General features: G+C 33.2%; 10 protein-coding genes and 1 other RNA gene. 9 read left to right on the top strand and 2 right to left on the bottom strand.

The genetic code is table 11. From position 1 onward, the window contains the following. Positions 1-66: 66 nt before the first annotated feature. Together HMPREF3154_RS04340 and recU are read right to left on the bottom strand one after the other, a co-directional pair. Positions 67-2,304 carry a transglycosylase domain-containing protein gene (locus tag HMPREF3154_RS04340; protein ID WP_023350255.1) on the bottom strand — a complete coding sequence of 746 codons (2,238 nt, stop codon included), beginning with the start codon at positions 2,302-2,304 and terminating at the stop codon, positions 67-69. Beyond that, the gene (gene recU / locus HMPREF3154_RS04335) at positions 2,301-2,927 is read right to left on the bottom strand and encodes a Holliday junction resolvase RecU (RefSeq protein WP_002433974.1); all 627 of its coding nucleotides are present in this window, start codon (positions 2,925-2,927) and stop codon (positions 2,301-2,303) included. Before recU ends, HMPREF3154_RS04340 begins: the two co-directional genes overlap by 4 nt. Before the next feature lie 370 nt (positions 2,928-3,297). Here recU and HMPREF3154_RS04330 point away from each other — a divergent pair, with 370 nt between their 5' ends. From HMPREF3154_RS04330 to ebh, 9 genes are all read left to right on the top strand, one after another. Continuing rightward, complete coding sequence (locus HMPREF3154_RS04330) at positions 3,298-3,630, top strand: DUF1798 family protein (RefSeq protein WP_023350256.1); 333 nt, start codon at positions 3,298-3,300, stop codon at positions 3,628-3,630. 11 nt (positions 3,631-3,641) lie between these two features. Continuing rightward, positions 3,642-4,208: an SLOG family protein gene (locus tag HMPREF3154_RS04325; protein WP_023350257.1), complete on the top strand. Its 567-nt coding sequence runs from the start codon at positions 3,642-3,644 to the stop codon at positions 4,206-4,208. Positions 4,209-4,220: 12 nt separating this feature from the next. Continuing rightward, positions 4,221-4,559 (top strand): cell division regulator GpsB, encoded by a 339-nt coding sequence (gpsB, locus tag HMPREF3154_RS04320; RefSeq protein ID WP_023350258.1) that lies wholly within the window; start codon positions 4,221-4,223, stop codon positions 4,557-4,559. A gap of 53 nt (positions 4,560-4,612) precedes the next feature. Further along, an RNA gene (gene rnpB, locus HMPREF3154_RS04315) (RNase P RNA component class B) lies at positions 4,613-4,996 on the top strand. 190 nt (positions 4,997-5,186) lie between these two features. After that, positions 5,187-6,323, top strand: coding sequence for a THUMP domain-containing class I SAM-dependent RNA methyltransferase (locus HMPREF3154_RS04310; RefSeq protein WP_070474402.1), 1,137 nt, complete (start codon positions 5,187-5,189; stop codon positions 6,321-6,323). A gap of 158 nt (positions 6,324-6,481) precedes the next feature. Further along, entirely contained in the window at positions 6,482-7,120 is a 639-nt protein-coding gene (locus HMPREF3154_RS04305; RefSeq protein WP_023350260.1) for an SDR family oxidoreductase, read from the top strand. Between the two features lie 210 nt (positions 7,121-7,330). Beyond that, positions 7,331-10,771 (top strand): dynamin family protein, encoded by a 3,441-nt coding sequence (locus HMPREF3154_RS04300; protein ID WP_023350261.1) that lies wholly within the window; start codon positions 7,331-7,333, stop codon positions 10,769-10,771. Between the two features lie 20 nt (positions 10,772-10,791). Beyond that, complete coding sequence (locus tag HMPREF3154_RS04295; protein ID WP_023350262.1) at positions 10,792-11,670, top strand: 5'-3' exonuclease; 879 nt, start codon at positions 10,792-10,794, stop codon at positions 11,668-11,670. A gap of 376 nt (positions 11,671-12,046) precedes the next feature. Next, a partial coding sequence (ebh, locus tag HMPREF3154_RS11635) for a hyperosmolarity resistance protein Ebh (protein ID WP_256275666.1) occupies positions 12,047-21,581 on the top strand: 9,535 nt, incomplete at its 3' end.

The following is a 21,581-nucleotide window of genomic DNA, read 5'->3' as shown; positions in this document are numbered from 1 at the left end:
GACTCTTTTAATATATAAAAAGAGTCCCAATTTCAAAACATGAAATTGGGACCTTTGCTATATCAATTATGATGCTTTGTTATCAAATATAGCATTTAAGTTAAATAAACGAGTTAGTGCGTTACCAGAGCTACTTTGAGAAGAGCTACTGTTATTGCTAGAACTATTACCTGAGTTTGAAGATGAGCTATTGCCTGATGACGAATCACTATCTCCGTGAACACTACGGTTAGTAGTGTCGTTGTCTGGGTGACCTTTAACAGATAAGTTATCCGCATCACTACCATTAACATCATTAGGTTTCTTGAAGTCTTCACCATCTTTAGAAGAGATATCAGACATTACATCTTCGAATAAATGTTGTGGATATTCTTGCTCAGTATGTCCTACAAATGAGTTAGTACCGTATTGTTTAACTTTATTGAAGCCCATCCAAATTGACATTGAATATTGAGGGCTGAATCCGTTAATCCATACGTCCTTGGCTGCACTGTCTGGTAAGTTATATTTTTGATAAATTTCAGAACCATAAGTACCAGTACCAGTTTTAGCACCCATATTAACTCCTGAAACACCGTGTCCATAAGCTGAACCGTATGCTTTGAATGTACCTTTCAAGATTTCAGCTAACATATAAGCTGTATAATCTTTCATCGCTTTGTGACTAGTATGATCATATTCAATAGTGTCACCATCATTAGTGACTACTTTTTGAATAGAGTGAGCATTGTTATAAGTACCACCATTAGCAATTGCAGCGAACGCTGAAGCTAATTGAGTAGGTGAGAATTCAGAAGATGAACCACCAAGTACTTCAGATGGACCTATTTTACTGTTGTAATCTAAGCCAACCTTAGAAGCGAATTTCTTAGGCGCATCGTTACCTGCTTGTTTCTTAACTTGTTGCCAAGTTTTAAGAGCAGGAATATTGAAACTTTGACGTAAAGCATCATAAGCAGAAACTTTACCATGACTTTTAGTATCATAGTTTTTGAATTCTGAACCATCAACCCAATATGAAGATTCGTCTTGGATTGCGTGGTTAGTAGCCCATTGCATATTTTCAATAGCTGGACCATAAGCTAAGAATGGTTTTAATGATGAACCAGTAGGGTGAGCATCTGTAGCTTGGTTACGTTCTACGACATTTTTGTAGTCACGTCCGCCTGAAATAGCTACAAGACCACCAGTTTTACTATCTAAGATCGTAGCACCAACTTGTTGGTCATCATTTTTATAGTAGTTAGAACCACCATTATTAACACGATCTTGAAGCGTTTTTTGAACGTCTTTGTCCATGTTAGTGTAAATTTTAATACCACTTTGTAGGACGTTGCCTAAGTTCTTGTCTTTGAAGTATTTATTATTCATTAATTCTGATTCAACGAAGTTAACGTAAGAATCATACTCTGAATCATTATTATTAGCGTTCACTTGACGATCTTTCTTAGAGCGTTCTACTAAGTTCGCTTTTAGATCAAGTTTCTTAGCATCAGCATATTCTTTATCAGTAATTCTGTGATGTTTATGCATTAAATAGAGCACTGTGTCTTTACGGCTATTCGCTTCTTTAGGGTTATTGTAAATATTATATAAGTTAGGAACTTGTGGTAAACCTGCAAGATAAGCTTCTTCAGCTAAGTTTAAGTCCTTCAAGTCCTTGTTAAAGTAATATTTAGCTGCAGCTTTGACACCAGTAACACCATCAGAATAGTAAATTTTATTCAAGTAAACTTGGAATATTTCATCTTTACTATATTCTTGTTCAAGACGGTATGAAAGGTAAGCTTCTTGAGCTTTACGACCGATAGATTTTTGTTGTGTTAAGAATGAATCTTTAACAACTTGTTGTGTTAAAGTTGACGCACCCTGAGCACCAAATCCACCAGTTAAGTTCTTCCCAATAGCACCAAATAAGCGTTTATAGTCTAGCGCACCGTGATGATAGAATCGATTATCCTCTGTTGCTAAAACGGCATATTTCATGTGTTTTGGTACGTCTTTAATGTTGACGTGTTCATGACGTTGACCGTTATCTAACGTTTTAACTAGATCCCCATTCTTATCATAAATCTTAGCCGGAATTGGGTCTTCTAGTTTCGACTCAGTAAATGCTGGCGCTTTCCATGCATAGTAAGCAAACAACAAGATACCAAGTAACAACAGAACGAAAAAGGCGATAATCATAAAGCCGATTATCTTGATAATCGTTCTCTTAACATTCCTATTCTTTTGTTCGTCGGACTTCCCACCATTTTTACTATTATTTTTTTTAGGTTGGGAAGACCCTTTATTTTCCGTCATACGCGGTCCTCACTTTCATCTAATATCAACTTATCAACTGCCTTGAGGTAATTCAATCTTGGTTGATATTGATAAGGAATATGGTAACCATTTTTCCGAATTTCTTCAACTGTAATCGATTTTTTGATTTCTTGAGTATATCTTTCCCAGAAAAATTCAAACTTAGAATATGGCAATATATAGACTTCATCAAGTGTTTTGAAACGTATCATAAGAAAAACAATTCCCTTTTGAAGATATGTATTTTTCATATGTTCAACTTGATGTGCATGTATATTATTAAGGGGAAAAGAAGTTTTATTCTTGGTTTCCTTTGCCTCGAAATCGATATAATACCCATTATAAACGCCGTTATAATCGGTAGTTGAAGGTGTACGAAAATAAGCTTCATTAATCACAGCCTTACTACGTTTAGGATAGTGAACATTGACTATCTGAACGGGAGTAGGCTTCTTGTGAATGACTGCTATGCCACTTTTTAAATAGAACGTATTGGATTGTTCTATATCTTTTTCAAGCGACATTCCGCGTCCACCATATTCAATGTTACTTGAAAAGGGTGAAGGCTTTCGTCCGTCCGAAGACTTATTTTTTGAGTATGGCTTACCATTAGGATAATTCATAATATTCACCACACAAGTTTGATGAGAAAACTTTAGATATGTAAATGAAAAAACTCAATCAAACTCTAGTATTTGAATGTATATGTTATTTAACAAACATACATCATTCATTATTTTAACGTGATTAGCCTATTCTGTCACGATTTCTTTCATAAATGAAAGATAAACGTAATCTATAATTTATTATTTATTAAAATTATAGTTATTTAAACGAGACTTAAATGATAAAAGTAACATAAATCTTTCAAAACAAATTCACCGATAACAAAATTTTTTATAAATCCAATCATGTCTAATATATGAAAGAATGATACTTTGCATGACTTAAGCTTTCTTATTGTGTTAAATTAACTTTGTAGGAGGCATCCTAATGCGAAAACTAATAGAACAACTTATCTCGGATATTGATGAAATGAATCATCGTTTTGAAAGAGTAAAATCTTCAGAAGTTGATTATGACTTTTATAAGGTAGTAAAACCTTATGCACATTCGATTGATTCAAAACTTAATGAATTAAACAATTATTATCATCAAATCATTAATACGCCGTATATGACACCATTAAAATTTAATTTACTTATATCAAACATTCAATCGCTATCTGTAGAATGTCATTTTAAACGTACGAGTAGAAAGCTTTTCACAGAAAAAATAAAAAGCGTACAGTATGATTTAAAAAATATTTTAACGTATCATGTTTAATGAGGGAGAATATGGTTAAAACTGTATATGTTACTGGATACAAATCTTTTGAATTAAATATATTCAAAGATGATGCACCAGAAGTTTCATATTTAAAGAAGTTTATATCTCATAAATTAGAACAATTATTAGATGAAGGTCTAGAATGGGTGCTGATTCAAGGTCAAATGGGTATTGAGTTATGGACAGCTGAGGTTGTTTTAGACTTAAAGAAAGATTATCCAGAATTAAAGTTAGGGATTATCACACCTTTCTTAGGTCATACGCAACGTTGGAATGAACAGAACCAAGCTAAATACGCTTCAATCGCTCAACAAGCAGATTTTACGGAGAGTATTCATCATACTGATTATCAAGGGCCTTTTCAGTTTAAACAAGCAGATCAATTCATGCTAGATCATACCGACTGTACCATTCTAATTTATGACGAAGAACAAGAGGCAAGCCCTAAATTCTTCAAGACTATGTTAGTTGAATTTATGGATAAAACAAACTATACTTGTGATATTGTGACGTTTGATGAACTCACTGACTTCATCAACGACTTGCAGTGGTCTCAAGATCAAAGTTTCGAATGAGGTGGATAAAAGATGTCAGATGTTTCATTAAAATTATCAGCAAAAGATATTTATGAGAAAGATTTCGAAAAAACTATGGCTCGTGGCTATAGAAGAGAAGAAGTAGACGCTTTTTTAGACGATATTATTACAGATTATCAAAAAATGGCGGACATGAATAATGAAGTTGTTAAGCTATCAGAAGAAAATAATAAATTAAAAAAAGAACTTGAAGAGTTAAGACTTCGCGTTGCTACAACAAGACCACAGGAAAATAAAAACTTTTCTTCTAATAATGGCAACAACTCATCAAACAATGTAGATATTTTAAAACGTATTTCTAATTTAGAAAAAGCAGTTTTCGGTAAGTAATATAAATTTTTGTTACTTATTCACATGAAATTGTGTTATAATCGCAAAAGTGATATTTCGGGTAATCGCTATAGCAATATAGAGGAAAGTCCATGCTCACACAGTCTGAGATGATTGTAGTGTTCGTGCTTGATGAAACAATAAATCAAGGCATTAATTTGACGGCAACGAAATAACCTAAGTCACATGATATGGTTAGAATAGTTTGAAAGTGCCACAGTGACGTAGCTTTTATAGAAATATAAAAGGTGGAACGCGGTAAACCCCTCGAGTGAGCAATCCAAATTTGGTAGGAGCACTTGTTTAGCGGAATTCAACGTATAAACGAGACGACTTTCACACGAGCGTGAAAGTATGTAGACAGATGGTTACCACCGACGTACCAGTGTAACTAGTACACGTGATGAGTACAACGGTACAGAACATGGCTTACAGAAATATTACGACTAGTTTAGCTCTCCCTTATATATGGAGAGCTTTTTTATTGTTTATATTTATGGGCGCAAATGCTCTCATGAAAGCTATTTGTTAAATCATTTTCAAAAAATAAAAATGAGTTTATCCTTATATTAAAAAAAGATGATGAATTTGGTAAAATAGACTCAATATGAATAAAGGAGCAATGAAATGTTTCAATTATTAGCAGTCTGTCCAATGGGACTGGAAGCAGTCGTGGCTAAAGAAATACAAGAACTTGGTTATGAAACACAGGTTGAAAATGGGCGCATCTTCTTTGAAGGTGATGAAGCAGCAATCGTTAAATGCAACTTATGGTTACGTACAGCTGACCGCATTAAGATAGTAATGGGGCGCTTTGATGCTAAAACATTTGATGGTTTATTCGAACAAACGAAAGCTTTACCGTGGGAAACAATTATCGATAAAGAAGGTAATTTCCCCGTTCAAGGTCGAAGCGTAAAATCAACATTGCACAGTGTACCTGATTGCCAAGCAATTACTAAAAAAGCCATCGTCGAGAGACTTAAAAAGGCATACGATGAAAAAGGTTGGTTAAATGAGACTGGTGCAAAATATCCTGTAGAAGTTGCAATACACAAAGATAACGTTTTATTAACTATTGATACATCAGGTTCAGGATTAAACAAACGTGGTTATCGTCTAGCACAAGGGGAAGCACCAATCAAGGAAACATTAGCTGCTAGTTTAATTCGTTTAGCAAATTGGAAAGGTGATTCTCCTCTGATTGATCCATTCTGTGGTTCTGGGACGATTGCGATTGAAGCATGTTTAATTGCACAAAACATTGCCCCTGGATTTAATAGAGATTTCGTATCTGAAGAATGGAATATCATGCCTCCAAATATTTATGATGAATTGCGTGATGAAGCAGATAGAATGGCAGATTATGATAAAGAAATTGAAGTTTACGCATCTGATATTGACCCTGAAATGGTAGAAATTGCTAAACGTAATGCTGAAGAAGTTGGACTGGGCGATATTATTCAATTTAATGTTAAAGACGTTAATACTTTAACTATTGATTCAGAAGGACCAGTAGCATTAGTAGGAAATCCGCCATATGGTGAACGTATAGGTGATCGCGAAGAAGTAGAAGAAATGTATCGCTATATTGGTTCACTAATGAAGCAACATCCTTATTTATCAACATATATTTTAACTAGTAATAAAGAATTTGAGTATTTAGTTAACCGTAAAGCAACTAAACGTCGTAAATTATTCAATAGTTATATCGAATGTACGTATTATCAATATTGGGGTAAAAAACCCGATTTTAAAAATTAAGGTTTACTTTTTATTATTTCCGTGTAATAGTAGTAACCTAAATATTCAATTCATTCGCACTCTTATCTCGACTATAGTACAGTTGAATAGGAGTGTTTTAATTTTAAAAAATACTAAAAAATAAAATATTGAAGATGTTTAGAAAGGGGATTATAAATATGAAAACAGTATTAATCATCGGAGCTAACGGTAGAGTGTCTATCGAAGCAACTAAAATTTTCCTTGAAAACTCTAGTTTTAATGTAGATTTATTCTTAAGAAATGCGCACCGTATCCCTGACTATGCTTCTAACCGTGTAACAGTATATGAAGGCGATGCAAAAAACTTAGAAGATCTTGAGAAAGCATTAGATGAAGTTGATGTAGTCTTTGCAAGTTTATCTGGATCACTTGATAGACAAGCTAAGACAATTGCTGAAGCTATGGCTAATAAGAATGTTAAACGTTTAATATTTGTGGCAGCACCTGGTATCTATAATGAATTACCTGAACAATTTAACGAATGGAATAAAGAACAATTTGGTGATAAATTAAATCTATATCGCAAAGCGTCTGACATTATTGAAAATTCAAATTTAGATTATACTATCATCCGTCCAGGTTGGTTAACTGATAAAAATGAAAATGTCTTTGAAGTTACTACTAAAGATGAGACATTCAAAGGTACAGAAGTTTCACGTAAAAGTGTTGCTTCATTAGCTGTTCAAATCGCTAAAAATCCAGAGCTACATTCTAAAGAAAATATTGGTGTTAATAAACCTGGAACAGAAGGCGATAAACCTGCATGGTTTGATTAATAAATATGCTATTTAAACATAGGTTTTACTTTGTCTATGTGATAAAATTTAAAATATCATAACTTTTGAAAATTAGGGTTTGTCTTCTAGACTAACCTAATTTTTTTAATTTTTTTGAAGTTGATATACATAAATTTCTTACACTTTTGATAATAATCAGAGTAAAAACCTCTATTACATATCGAGGGATCTAAAGGGGATTCAAAACACATGGATAACACTGAACAATTAGATATTTTATATAAGTTGAAAAAGGAAGTTGAGAAATCGAACAACTATGCTTTAGTTAACACTATTAACCAAGTAATAAAAAAAGTATATCTTAATCAATTTACCGCTTCTTTCGTAGGTCACTTTTCAGCAGGAAAATCAACGTTAATTAATCTATTACTTGAACAAAATATTTTACCTAGCTCACCAGTACCTACAACAAGTAATACTGCAGTCGTGTCAGTCGCTGAAGAACCAGGAATCATCGCGAATTTACCTCACCAACAATACACTAAATTAAAAACTTATGATGATGTGAAACAAATGAATCGTCAAAATGTGGATGTTGAATCAGTAGAAATTAACTTCCCATCAAATAAATTTAACAACGGTTTCACACTACAAGATACACCTGGCGTAGACTCAAATGTTGCCACACACCAGTCTAGTACTGAACAATTTATGTATACGAGCAACATTCTCTTCTATACTGTAGATTACAATCACGTACAATCTGCATTAAACTTTAAATTCATGCGACGTATTAATGAAGTAGGTATTCCTATCGTGTTTGTCATTAATCAAATCGATAAACATAATGAGGACGAAATATCATTTGATACATTTAAATCACGCGTAGAGAAATCAATTAAAGATTGGGATATTGAATTAACAGATACTTATTATGTATCTAAATTTGAGCATCCAGAGAACCAAATTAATGAATTATCTGATTACCTCGTTCAAATGGATAATCACCGAGAATCTGTCGAAGATTACGTGAATCGTACTATCGATTTTATTACTGAAGCACAACTTGCTTATATCCAAAATGAAATCCAAGACATCATCGATACACTTGATATCGAAGAGGAAGACTTTGAGCAAGCTTACATGAAGTTTCAACAAAATCAAGAAGTAAGCGAAGAAGCTCAACTATTAAACGACTCTGATAAATTACTCAATTATTTAAAGCAGAAACGTAAAGATATTTTAGATAACGCTTATATCATGACACATGATATGCGAGAACAGTTAAGATCTTATCTTGAAAGTAAATCTGAAGACTTTAAAGTAGGCGGGCTTTTCAATAAGAAAAAGAAAAAAGAAGAAGAACAGGAACAACGACTGAATCAAGCTACTGATGCGTTACAAGATAAAGTGAACCAACAAATACGTCAGCCACTTCGAGAAGACATGTCATTCTTAACACGCTTTATAAATGACAGTGAAGTTAATAATCAAATCCTAAACCAAGATTACCTTATAAAGCCATCATTAATTTCTGATTTATATCAACCTCAGACAAGTATTAGCAATACGTATGTTCTTACATTCTCAGATGAAGTAGTGAAAGCTTTAAATAAACATATTGAACATGAATCAAACCCTATCTTCAAAGATGCTGTGAATCACGCTCAAGCAAGCGAGTTAACAACAGAAGATAATGAGGATAAACAGGAATATGAAAAATTCATTGAGTTGAAAAATTTAAGAGAATCGTTAACTACTCATAATTATCAACATTATTACATCCATTTAGATGATTCACTGGATAAATTAATCGGAAGAACTGAAGCAAATTTCGAACTTAAAGAGGAAAATTCAACGGCTTACCACCACAAACATGAACAGGTCAACCAAGATGAAGCAGAAACAGCAAATCAAGTTGATATTCAGAATGCACTTCAAGTAGTCGAAGATGTCCCTCTATTTGATCGTACGAAAAAGGACATCAAAGACACAATGCATCGCCTCAATAATCAAATCACTAAAATTGGTGTATTCGGAACTTTCAGTGCAGGAAAAAGTAGTTTAATCAATGCTTTATTAGGCGGTCAATATTTAGTAAGTTCACCAAATCCTACAACAGCAGCGACAACTGAATTATCATACGGCGAAGAAAGCCAAATCACCTTAAAATCATCTGAGCAATTATTAGATGAGGTCAACAACGTTCTTGAATATTACAATGCGTCATATGATTCATTAGAATCATTTATTAACAGTGATTTGAAGAAACTTAAGACACAACTTGAAAAGAATCAACTCGCATTTATTGATGCCATTGAGAAACATTATGATATGTATCTAGACATGTTAAACGAGGGAGAAGTCCATACCGTTTCTCAAGAAGACGTTAAAAAATGGAGCGCAGAAGATGAATACGCTACATTCGTTAAGACCGTGCATCTTAACCTTCCACTTGAATGGTTAAAAGGTAAAATTATCGTCGATTCATTAGGTCTTCACTCTAATAATCAACGACACACTAATGAAACTGAGCAGATTCTTACTTCTTCAGATTTAATCTTATACGTAAGTTATTTTAACCATTCATTCACGGATAACGATAAAGCGTTTATCGAGCACATGAAAGCGATGAATCAATTAAACGAGAATCAAGCATTCAAGATGGTTATTAATGCAGTAGATTTAGCTGAAAATGAAGACGACCTCAACGCAGTGCGTGATTATGTTGCAGATGCACTTGGACAAGTTAACCTTCATTCTGAGATATTTAGCGTTTCAAGTCGTAAAAGCTTAAAAGAGGGCGATCAAGGTATAGATCAATTGCGCGATAGCGTTCAGCGATTTGCTGATGTCGAATCTAAAACCATTTTAGAACAACAGATGGTTCATCAAATTCAACAAATGAATGATTCCTATAAAGAAATGATTGAAGAGTTCCATAATAATAAGGAACAAATACAAGCTAGACAAGAAAAATTATTAAACATTAAAGACCAAGATAGACTTAATAGCCAATTGATCAATACTACATCGCAACATACTAATAACGAAGTTGATGAACAAATCTATCATTTAAACAATAGACTCAATCTTCAATTATTAGACGAAGTGAAATCAGTTTATAACAGTCAAATGACTCAAAATAGTGATTTTAATGAAGAGAAAAAGATTTCTACTAAAACTTATCTTGATCAAATTCATCAACGATTATATTTAGAACAATCATTAATTACTGAAAGAATCAAAAAGTATTTTAATTCACAATTAGAAGAGCAAATCGCACCAATTATCAAGAAATTGAATCACATACACGTTCTAGTTAAAGCACAATTCGATGTAGAACCTGATGTAAAGGAAACACCATTTTTAAAAATAGATTTAAATGATATGATTGCAGCCTTACCGAAGCAATTAACAAAACGTAAAATACTAAATCCTAATTCACAGCGTGATATCCAAGAACAAATTTCAAATGTAACATTAGAATTGTTACAAGATGGTTTGAGTGAATTAAAACAAGAACTGAACGACTATGTTCAGCAGATGTCACTTCAAGCTGAAACGCAATTCAAACAATTAGAGCAACAAATTCAAGAACAAATTGATGAATTACTATCATTCAAATTAGATGATACGCTCATCCAACAACTCGAAACAAAATCGAAACAACTTGATGAAATCATATAAGAAGAAAGAAGGACGCTATCATGACAAATAGAGTATTACTCGTGGACGGAATGGCTCTACTATTTAGACATTTTTATGCAACGAGTCTACACAATCAATTTATGTATAACTCTAAAGGTATTCCTACAAATGGCGTTCAAGGCTTTGTAAGACATATCTTCAGTGCAATTAAAGAAATTAATCCTACACATGTTGCAGTATGTTGGGATATGGGGCAACAAACCTTTCGTAACGAAATGTTTGAAGGGTATAAACAAAATCGGCCAGAACCACCAGCAGAACTTATACCACAATTTGATTACGTTAAAGAAATCTCACAACAATTTGGATTTGTAAATATTGGTGTAATTAATTATGAAGCTGATGATGTGATTGGGAGCCTCGCTCAAACTTATTCTGATAACAATGAAGTTTTTATCATTACAGGAGATAGAGATATTCTCCAATGTATAAACGAGAATGTAGAAGTTTGGCTTACTAAAAAAGGATTTACTATTTATAATCGCTATACTCTAGATCGATTTAAAGATGAATACGGATTAGAACCCAAACAATTAATAGATGTTAAAGCATTTATGGGAGATACGGCAGATGGTTATCCTGGAGTAAAAGGTATCGGCGAGAAAACAGCTATTAAATTAATTCAAAATCATCATAGCGTTGAAAACGTAATTCAAAATATATCTGCATTGACACCAGCGCAACAAAAGAAAATTAACGATAACATTAACAATTTACATTTATCAAAATCATTAGCTGAAATTCACACTCAAGTGCCACTTGAATCAGAACAGCTCTTTAATGAAATGGCATACGCACATGAACTAAATAAAATACTTTCAATTTGTAACGAACATGAGTTGTATGTTTCAGGAAAATATCTAGCAAGCAACTTTTAATCATTAAACCAAATGGACTTATCGAAATTAATTCGTAAAGCCATTTGGTTTATTTTATACCCATCATCTACGCAACATAAAATTTATTTTATATAAATATTGTGAATTAATTTCACTTTCTTTATATAAAGTGATATTATTGTTTAGAACAAATAAAATATTGTTCGAAACTCTATTGTGATAGATGAGTGAGCATGCCGCATTCAAATTATGATTTTATAATCCGACATTAGCTCTAAATTTTATTAAACTCATTTTGAATGGTATTCATTTCATTTTTTAAATATCGTCAATATGGTCAATTTCAAGCACACGATATATTAAATCACATCAAACAACAAAGACATAACATCTAGAATAGGAGTGAACAATAGCTTTGAATAATCGAGATAAATTACAGAAATTTAGTATCAGAAAATATGCCATTGGAACATTTTCGACTGTAATCGCAACCCTGGTATTTATTGGTTTTAATGCGGGTCAAGCTCAAGCAAATGAATCAGATCAACCTGCTACAATAGTTAAAAAAACTGCACTTAATGGAGATGAAAAAGACTCCACTGCAAAACAACAAACTAACTCTAAAATTGACCAAAATAAAAATGATGTCTATACAATTTCAGAAAATAATACTGAGCTTTTAACAAATGTACAAACATCTATTAGCAATAGTGATGAAACTCAAAAGAGCGCGAAAGAAAATACTAAGAACTCACCATCTAACTATCTTAATGATAAAAACAGCCATAAGGTAAAAACACAAGCTGTAAAATCTTTAATAGATGATAAAGAAAAACAAAAAGATAATTTAAAAGAAAAATCAATTACCAATAAACAATCTACTAAAGAAGATTCAAATAATAAACAAATTGAAGATACTTACAAACCAAAATTTGTTCAACCGCCTTTGGATAAGACTAGACTACAAGCTTTATATGATGCGTCATATCATGAATATAGAATGATAGATACTGATAAAGCTAATACAGATGAATATAATAAAGTTAAAGCTACTTTTGACAAACTTAATGATTATCTTGGTAATAATGATAATCCTGAATCAAAACAGCTTGATTTGATGTACCAACAATTAGAACAAGCGATTGAATTAGCTCGTACACTACCAACGCGTACAACTAAAATAAATAAAAACAACCGTTCTACTAGAAGTGTTAATAAAGATCGGGCTAGTAGTAAATCTAATTCAGCTTATTTAGATGCATGGACTGAATATTATGTATCGAGCGATGATGATGGTTCAGGATATCCAATAGGAACATTTTTACACGCTTCTAATAAAGGGGCGCCTTATCTATTACCATCAACACCTTATAACACATTACATGCATCAGATGTCAAAGGTATCGCTTATATAACTGCTAAAAGGGTTAAAGATGGTTACGAGTGGGATATACTATTTAACAAAGGACACTCAAATCATGAAAATATGATTTATTGGTTTGGAATCCCACGTGATCAAACACCGGTAGGTCAAGTGACATTTTCTATCATAAACAAAAATGGAACAAGCACAGCTTATGGTGGTGTGGGCTCAGGTTCAGGCGCACCTCTGCCTAAATTTTGGCAAACCGCTGATGGAATTAAACCATCTGTGGCTAATTATTTTAGACATGGTGCCGCTCATGGTTACCCATTTTATAATACGCCTACCGTTCATATAAATAACTTTTGGGATTTTGCTCGAGGTAGCAATGAATATGATCGTAATTCTTATTTCAACCGAAATGGTGCATCATCCACAGCGCGTTATTATGGTGACGAAAACTTTGCTTTCTTAAATGGTGAGAAACCTGAACAAGGACAAGGTCTAGATTCAATATATAGCTTTATTGGTAAAGGGGACGTAAGTTATAGAATTTCCTTTAAAACTAATGGTCTCCCAACAGAACGTCTTTATTATGCAGCAGGCGGTCGTGCACTAGAATTTAGACAATTATTTAATTACAACCAATTATATGTTGAACCAATGAAAGAATATCAAAATCGTATTCAATCTTTCGTAGAAGTTAAAAATCGTACTATGCATTTAGGTAATACTAAGTATGTATATGATCCATCTATAGGTAAAAATACCGATCGAGCTATATTGGACTCTGATGGAGATCATACTATTGATTATGCCGACGATCCTTTAAGTTATGTAAAACATATAAGTCAATCTATCTTTGGATTCATGCAATATAATGATGCTTACGACCAAGTACGCATTTTCGGTGCAGATGAATTAAATCCAGTTGAAATCGAGAGTACATTCTCAAAGAATAATCTGGAGGAAGCTGCTCGCACAGGAAATCCAATTAAGCTAATGATTGGATTTAACGCGCGAGATCGTCACCATAACCCAGAAACTCTAGTTCCAGTAAATTTGTATGTTAAACCAGCTCTTAAACAAAAGATTTCTTATTGGCATAACAATGAAGGACAAAGTATTGAAAGTTATTCAGAATCTAAAAAAGCTGGTCATCCAGTATACGAAGTTATGGCTGGAAATATGCATAATAATTCGCCTAAACAACAAGATATACGTGTTCAACTAACAAGTAATGAACCTATTAGAGATAATACTTGGTCGGTATATGGCTACCCAAATACATTGAGATTAGAAGAATCTAAAGGTCAAACTAATAATGCCAACGAGAAAAACTTCTCTTTAGTGGGAACATTAGCACCTGGAGATTATTTTATTACAGTAAGATTAGGAGATAGAGAAGAACAATTCGAAGTACGTGCTAAACCTAATCCTCCGACAATTGAAACAACTGAAATGCAACTTAGAGGCAAAGCAGGTCAAAAACCAGAAATTATAGTTACTAATGTGCCACACGAAACTAATGCTAAAGTTTTACTTGTTGTTGGAGGACAAAACGGTTCAACTGATCCTTTCTCAGATCCTTATACTAAACCTGAGAACTATACAGTGATAGCAAGTGCAGATGCTACGCATACTGGAACGGTTACTTTTACAGCTAGCGATTATATACAAGGTCTTCCAAGAGCTGCTGAATTAAAAGCTATCACTTATTTTAACGAGAATGTTCAATCTAACTTTAGTAATATCATTACTTTATCAAGTGATAGCACGCCTCCGACATTTGGAGAACCTGTAGGATTAAACGCAAAATATTATAGAGATAATCATGTCTCATTCTCTATACCTGTAACTGAAAATCACGGAGGTTCTGGACTTAATCAAGTACGTGTAGAGGGATTACCATCTGGATGGACTCAGACCTTTGTTAAGAATTCTAATAACGAAACTGGTACTTTAACAGTTTCAGGTACTATCAGTCGTAGTCAAGCTCTAAATAGTGTTATTTCTCTTAGATTAACAGCTACTGATAATGATAATAACCAACAAACTAAAACTATCAATGTAAATGTTGGGAGCTTAGCGACTGACTATCCACTTACTCCTTTGTCTGCTGGTAATAGAATTCTTGTAGTAAATCCTACTAATTTTACTACACAAGAAAAAAATCAAGGTAAAGATAAAGTACAAAGACTAAATACTAACAAATCGACTTACTTAGCAAGCTCAAATGCTTTAGTTCCTCAAGATAACGGTAACATTCTTGTGAATTATAAAGATGGGTCTCAAGGGACAGTGAATGCTGGTAACATCTACACATATGATCCAATTCGTAAAGACATATATGCTGATACAGATGTCACTGACCCTAAAATTGCAACAATATTCGTACCTAAAGGCTCAAGATATGAAATAGGACGAGATTTAAGAAAGTACTTCTCATTGAGTAATGGTCAAGATATTCCAACAAATACGACATTTACAGTTATGTACCCTAATGACACATTACCAACAGGCGATCAGATAGCTCATTTTGGAAATGAAACGCATAGTTATAGTATTACAGCGGTCAATGCATATAATCAAAATGCAACAACACTTACATTGCGTGTTAAAGCTGTGGATGTTATAGCGCCATCTGGTAATTTACGAGTTTATAGATTAAATCCATCAACACTAAGTGATGAAGAGGTTAACAAGGTTAAACAAGCTTTTGTTGAAGCCAATCGAAGATTAGACATCCAACTTAGTGATATTACTGTAAATAACCCAACTAGTGGTGGTGCAAGTACTGTAAATGTTGTAGTTCGAAAAGATAAATATAATAAAACTTTTACATCACATCCAGGTGATATGAACTTTTTACGTTGGACAAATATTCGAGATGATTATACTATCTCATGGTCGAATGATAAAATAGCTCACCGTGATACAGATGGAGGTTTATCATGGTCTCCAGATCACAAATCGATTATTTATAGATACGATGCAACTAAAGGATCATCAATTACTTTAAATCAAATATTGCCTTTATTAACTGCTCGCACAAGCATACCTTCATTGAGAAACGACATATCAGGTGACGATAAGGCTTTAGCAATTGCTGGAGGAACACCTAAATATAAAACCACTGGTTTCTCAACTAAACTCAATACTTTAGATAACTTGCGTTTTTATACTAAAGATGGTCAAGTAATACAAGTATTAGATTTAGTTCAGGCTAGTACTGGAATTGAAAATGCTGAAGTAAGTCACTCTAATAGCATTTATAATGAAAGAAACTCTCAAGTTTCAAGTGGGGAAGTACCTGCTGCTAATGGTGCTCAAGCATTCAATGTCGACAAAGTTATTAAAGCTAATGGGTCTAACAATGGAGTTATGGGTGTTATATACAAAGCTCAACTTGTACTAACGCCATATGGAGCTAAACAATATATTGATAACATTACAGATTCAACAGATGACTCTGCTAATCTCATGGAGGTCACTAATAATGTAATAGATGTTTATTTCGTGCCAAGTGATAACGTCAAACCTGTAATAAGCTTTGGTAATTATAATAACCACGTCGTTTTTTCTGGTGAAACATTTAGAAATAATATGACTGTAACAGATAATTATGGAGTACAATCAGTCTCAATTCCGCAAACTAGCGATATCGCAGTGTCAAAAAATAACAGCAATACAGAAATAACAGGCACAGCTCCTAATGTAACGAGTCAAACTACTAAGGCAGTAAAAGTTATTGCCACTGATAAAAGTAATAATCAGACAGAACAATCATTTAATGTGCTTATTAAACCTTTAAAAGATAAATATCATGTTACTAGTAGTTCAACAATTCAGAACCCTATTAGAATTAGTAGTATACGAAATGGTACCACTTTAACTCAAACTGAAAAGAATACTGTAATTAATTCATTAACAATTACTAATAATGAACCTAATAGAACTTATGTCACAGCTCCAAAAAATGAAATTCGTTCTAAAGAAGTCAGTAACGTCACAAATACAAATAATAATTCAAGTGTTACAGTTACAATCACTTACGCAGATAATACGACTTCTCAAATAAATGTATTAGTTAAACAAATCATACCGGAAATATTTGCAGAACCTAGATACACTGTACAGGGCCAAAATTTCCCTGAAGGAAAAGGTGCTAACCCTAAAGACTTCTTTAAACTAAAAAATGGTAGTCCTATAGAAGCTAGACTAACTTGGGTTAATAATAGAGGTCCAAATATAAATAGTAATCAAATTGGCGTCGAACAAAATTTAGAAGCAGATATTTTATTTGACGGAGAATCTACGCCAATACGTAAAAGTACTTCCTATAAAATTGTCAAATCTCAACCTAAAAGGATTTTTGAAACGACGATAAATGGACAATTTGTTTTTCGTCCAGATAATGCTGATTTTGCTGGTTCATATGTGCAACCATTCAATCATTCATGGACACAAGGTATGAACTTTGAATGGGGAGACAACCTAGGAACACCAAGTTCAAGAACTCCTGGGGCATTTACTCGAGTTGCAACAGTCATTTATCCTAATGGCGAAAGAGAAAATGTGAATGTACTTTACGAAGTTAAACCTAATAAACCAGTCATAGATAGTAATAGCGTTATTTATAGAGGCGGATTAACTCATCAGCAAATTTTAGTTAGAAACGTACCAAATAATGCTAATGTATCTCTATACCAATCTAATGGTTCAATTATTCAAAATACAACGCAAACAGTAGATTCTAATGGTGTGGCTACTGTAACTATTCAAGGCATATTACCTACAGGTAATATAACAGCAAAAGTCTCAATTACTGAAAATAATTTAACTTACGCAAAAGTCACTAGTAATGGTGTAAATAATGTGACTGAGAATATTACTGTTACCTCTGATGCTAGTAATCCTGTTAATGTTACAGAAGGTATACATGCTAAAAATGGTGGTATTAAATTTGTAAAAGGTTCTAATTTCAATTTTAATAACTTTAATAACTTTATAAGTAATGCTCCATCAGGTTCACAGTTCTCTTGGGTCGACAGTCCTGACACTTGGAAAAATACTATCGGAGAATCAGAAAAAGTTATAAATGTCACTTTACCGAATCATCAAGGTACACGAACAGTTAATATTCCAGTAATGGTTTATCCAACAATATCTGCTGTTACACCAAATAGAGATAAATTTGGTATTGATTTAAGTCGAGGAACTGATGTAAACAACTATATAATTTTTGAAGGTAATAATAGATATGGAGCAACAACTTCTTGGAAGGATAATCGCCAACCAGACAAAAATGTTGCAGGTATACAAAACTTAACTGCTTTAATTCATTATCCAGGTATTGACACACCAGTAGAAGTACCAGTAAAAGTATGGGTGTATAAATTTGACTTTGCTAATTCAGTATATAAAATTCAAATTGGCCAAACCTTCCCTGGAGGTACTTGGGTTAAAAAATATGTACATTTAGAAAATGGAGACGACTTACCTACAAACGGCTTTTTATTTTACTGGAACCCTAAAACTACAGGTTCAAATACTTCACAATGGCAAAGTTTAGCTTATACTAGTCAAACGTTTGTAAAGACAGGTACTTACGATGTATTAGATGCTGGTGGTCACCCTTGGCAAGAATCACAACCTGGTACATTCATAGTAACGAGTGCTCAGCCTAACAATGCAATTATCACTGAATCTAATTCAGGAGAAGTTACCATAACTCCAGGTGCAGTGAGAGAAGTACCAATTGAAGGCACAACTTCTCACACTCAATCGATTGCAGATAAGATTGTAATTAATAAAAACGGCCACAAACTAACAACATTTATTAAAAATAATGAAGGTCGATGGATTGTTCAAAATGGTGAGCCAAATGTAAGAGGAGTATTGGCTAGCGATAATGGTAGTTCAATATTAATAAATAGACCTGCTATCGCGACAGGAGACACACTTCAAGCATTAGCTACTGAAGGATCTGGGGAAACTATTAGTCCAACAGCAGAGAGCGGGTTATTCACTGTAAAAGCTCCTCAGCCAGAGCAAGCAAGTGCTAAAGTATGGGAAAACGGTACATTTGAAATAACACCAGATAATAGAGCTCATTCTAATAATCCAACTGCTAAAGTAGAAGTTACTTATACAGAAAAATTAGAAAATAGCCATGAGTTATCTAAATCATTTACAGTTACTCATAATAATAATGGCACTTGGTCAATTACTAACAAACCTAGCTATGTTTCCTTCAATCAAAGCAACGGAATAATTATTTTCAATGCTAATAGCATTAAACCTGAATCACAAGTAACAATTATCTCTAGAGCAGGAAGCGGAAACACTGAGAGCAGCAGTACTAACACAGTAGCTGCACCTCCACTTCACACCGTAGTTATTAATGAAATCATTAAAGAACAAGGTCAAAATGTAAGTAATGAGGATGTGAATAATGCTGTTCAAGTAGCCAATAAACGTAATGCAGTAATTAAAAGGGGTGCAACACTTCCCACTCACCTTGCAGGAGGAAGTACAACTCAAATACCTGTAACCATTAACTATAATGATGGTAGTACGCAAGAGATCACAGAAACTATTAGAACAAAAGTTAATAAAACTGAATTAATTAATGCTCGTAATCACTTAGATGATACTATCAGTAAAGAAAATAAAACACCGGCTAGTATTAGAAACTTTGACCAAGCTATGGCTCGAGCTCAAGCTCAAATTAATCAAGCTAAAAATGAAGCTGATAAAGTTATTAATACAGAATTTGCAACACCTCAACAAGTAAATAACGCTTTGAGCCAAGTTAAAGCAGCACAAGCAAAGATTAATGAAGCTAAAAGTTTACTACAAAATAGAGCTGATAATAGTCAATTAGTAAGAGCTAAAGATCATTTACAACAAGTTTTACAACCAGCTGCCTCTACGAATGGAATGACTCAACAAAGTGCTCAAAATTATAATGCTAAACGTCAAGCAGCTGAACAAGCGATCCAAAATGCTGCTAATGTAATTAATAATGGGGATGCAACTGCTCAACAAATTACTGAAGCTAAAAATAGAGTTGACCAAGCCGAAAGAGAGTATACAGAAGCTAAAAATAATTTAAGAGCAGATAAAACTCAATTAGAAACAGCTTATAATCACTTAAATCAACAAGTGAACTTAACAGATAAAACACCGTCTTCTGTTACAAGATATAAACAAGCCTTAGAAGGTTTTAAAAATGAATTAAACGCTGCAAAATCTGAAGCTAGTGGTGTACTTAACAATAACAATCCTACAGTCTCACAAGTTAAAAACGCTTTGGATAAAGTTAATGCTGTTCAAACAAAAGTTAATCAAGCTGAAGCTTTATTACAAAATAAAGAGAATAATTCTGCACTTGTAAATGCTAAACAACAATTGCAAAATGCCGTAAATCAAGTTCCTTCAACTACAGGAATGACTCAAGAAAGTATTAATGTATATAGAGCAAAACAACAAGCTGCTCAAAACGAAATACAAGAAGCTCAGAATGTAATTAATAATGGCGATGCTACTGCTCAACAAATTGCTGCAGAAAAAACTAAAGTCGATCAGGCTTTACAAGCTCTAAACGACGCCAAAAGTGGTTTGAGAGCTAATAAAGAAGAATTACAAAGCGCTTATAATCAATTAATTCAACCGGCAGATACAAATAATAAAAAACCTGCTTCAATAGAAGCTTATAATAATAAATTTAATCAGTTTAAAAATGAATATAATAATGTAAAAGCACAGGCAGATAATGTTCTCAAAGCTAGTAACCCAAGCGTAGCAGATGTAAGAAACGCATTAAGTAAAGTTAGAGAAATGCAAACTAAAGTTAATGAAGCAAAAGCTTTATTACAAAATAAAGAAAACAATACTGCATTAGTTCAAGCTAAACAGCAATTACAAAATGCCGTAAATCAAGTTCCTTCAACTACAGGAATGACTCAACAAACTGTAGACATTTATAACGCTAAACAAGCAGCAGCTCGTTCAGAACTCAATAATGCTCAACATGTAATAGATGATGGTAATGCTAGTGCTCAACAAATTGCTGCAGAAAAAACTAAAGTCGATCAAGCGTTACAAGCTTTAAATAATGCAAAAGATGGTTTAAGAGCCGATAAATCTCAATTGCAAACTGCTTACAACAAATTAACTGAACATATTAGCACAGAGGGTAAAACACCAGCTAGTATTCATAAATACAATGATGCTATTGCTAAAATTCAATCACAAATTGATTCTGCTAAAAATGAGGCAAAACATGTATTAGATAGCAGTAACCCAACAGTTTCGCAAGTTAATGATGCTTTAAATAAAATTAAAGCTGTTCAACCTAAAATAACTAGTGCCAATAACTTGCTAGAAAATAAAGCAGATAATAGTGAATTAGTTTCTGCTAAAAATCAACTACAACGAACATTACAAACAACTGTATCAACTGATGGTATGACAGCACAAAGTACTCAAAACTTCAATAATAAACATCAAGCAGCTGAACAAGCGATTCAAAATGCCACTAATGTTATTAATAATGGGGATGCAACTGCTCAACAAATTA

The organism is Staphylococcus sp. HMSC06C11 (assembly GCF_001808345.1).
GTDB classification, from domain to species: Bacteria; Bacillota; Bacilli; order Staphylococcales; family Staphylococcaceae; genus Staphylococcus; species Staphylococcus capitis.
This window is presented reverse-complemented; position numbering and strand designations above follow the sequence as displayed.

Coding starts and splice junctions, on each gene's coding strand:
- HMPREF3154_RS04305 (WP_023350260.1), top strand. CDS start 6,482: ATGAAAACAGTATTAATCATCGGAGCTAACGGTAGAGTGTCTATCGAA.
- HMPREF3154_RS04295 (WP_023350262.1), top strand. CDS start 10,792: ATGACAAATAGAGTATTACTCGTGGACGGAATGGCTCTACTATTTAGA.
- HMPREF3154_RS04340 (WP_023350255.1), bottom strand. CDS start 2,304: ATGACGGAAAATAAAGGGTCTTCCCAACCTAAAAAAAATAATAGTAAA.
- HMPREF3154_RS04300 (WP_023350261.1), top strand. CDS start 7,331: ATGGATAACACTGAACAATTAGATATTTTATATAAGTTGAAAAAGGAA.
- recU (WP_002433974.1), bottom strand. CDS start 2,927: ATGAATTATCCTAATGGTAAGCCATACTCAAAAAATAAGTCTTCGGAC.
- HMPREF3154_RS04330 (WP_023350256.1), top strand. CDS start 3,298: ATGCGAAAACTAATAGAACAACTTATCTCGGATATTGATGAAATGAAT.
- gpsB (WP_023350258.1), top strand. CDS start 4,221: ATGTCAGATGTTTCATTAAAATTATCAGCAAAAGATATTTATGAGAAA.
- HMPREF3154_RS04325 (WP_023350257.1), top strand. CDS start 3,642: ATGGTTAAAACTGTATATGTTACTGGATACAAATCTTTTGAATTAAAT.
- HMPREF3154_RS04310 (WP_070474402.1), top strand. CDS start 5,187: ATGTTTCAATTATTAGCAGTCTGTCCAATGGGACTGGAAGCAGTCGTG.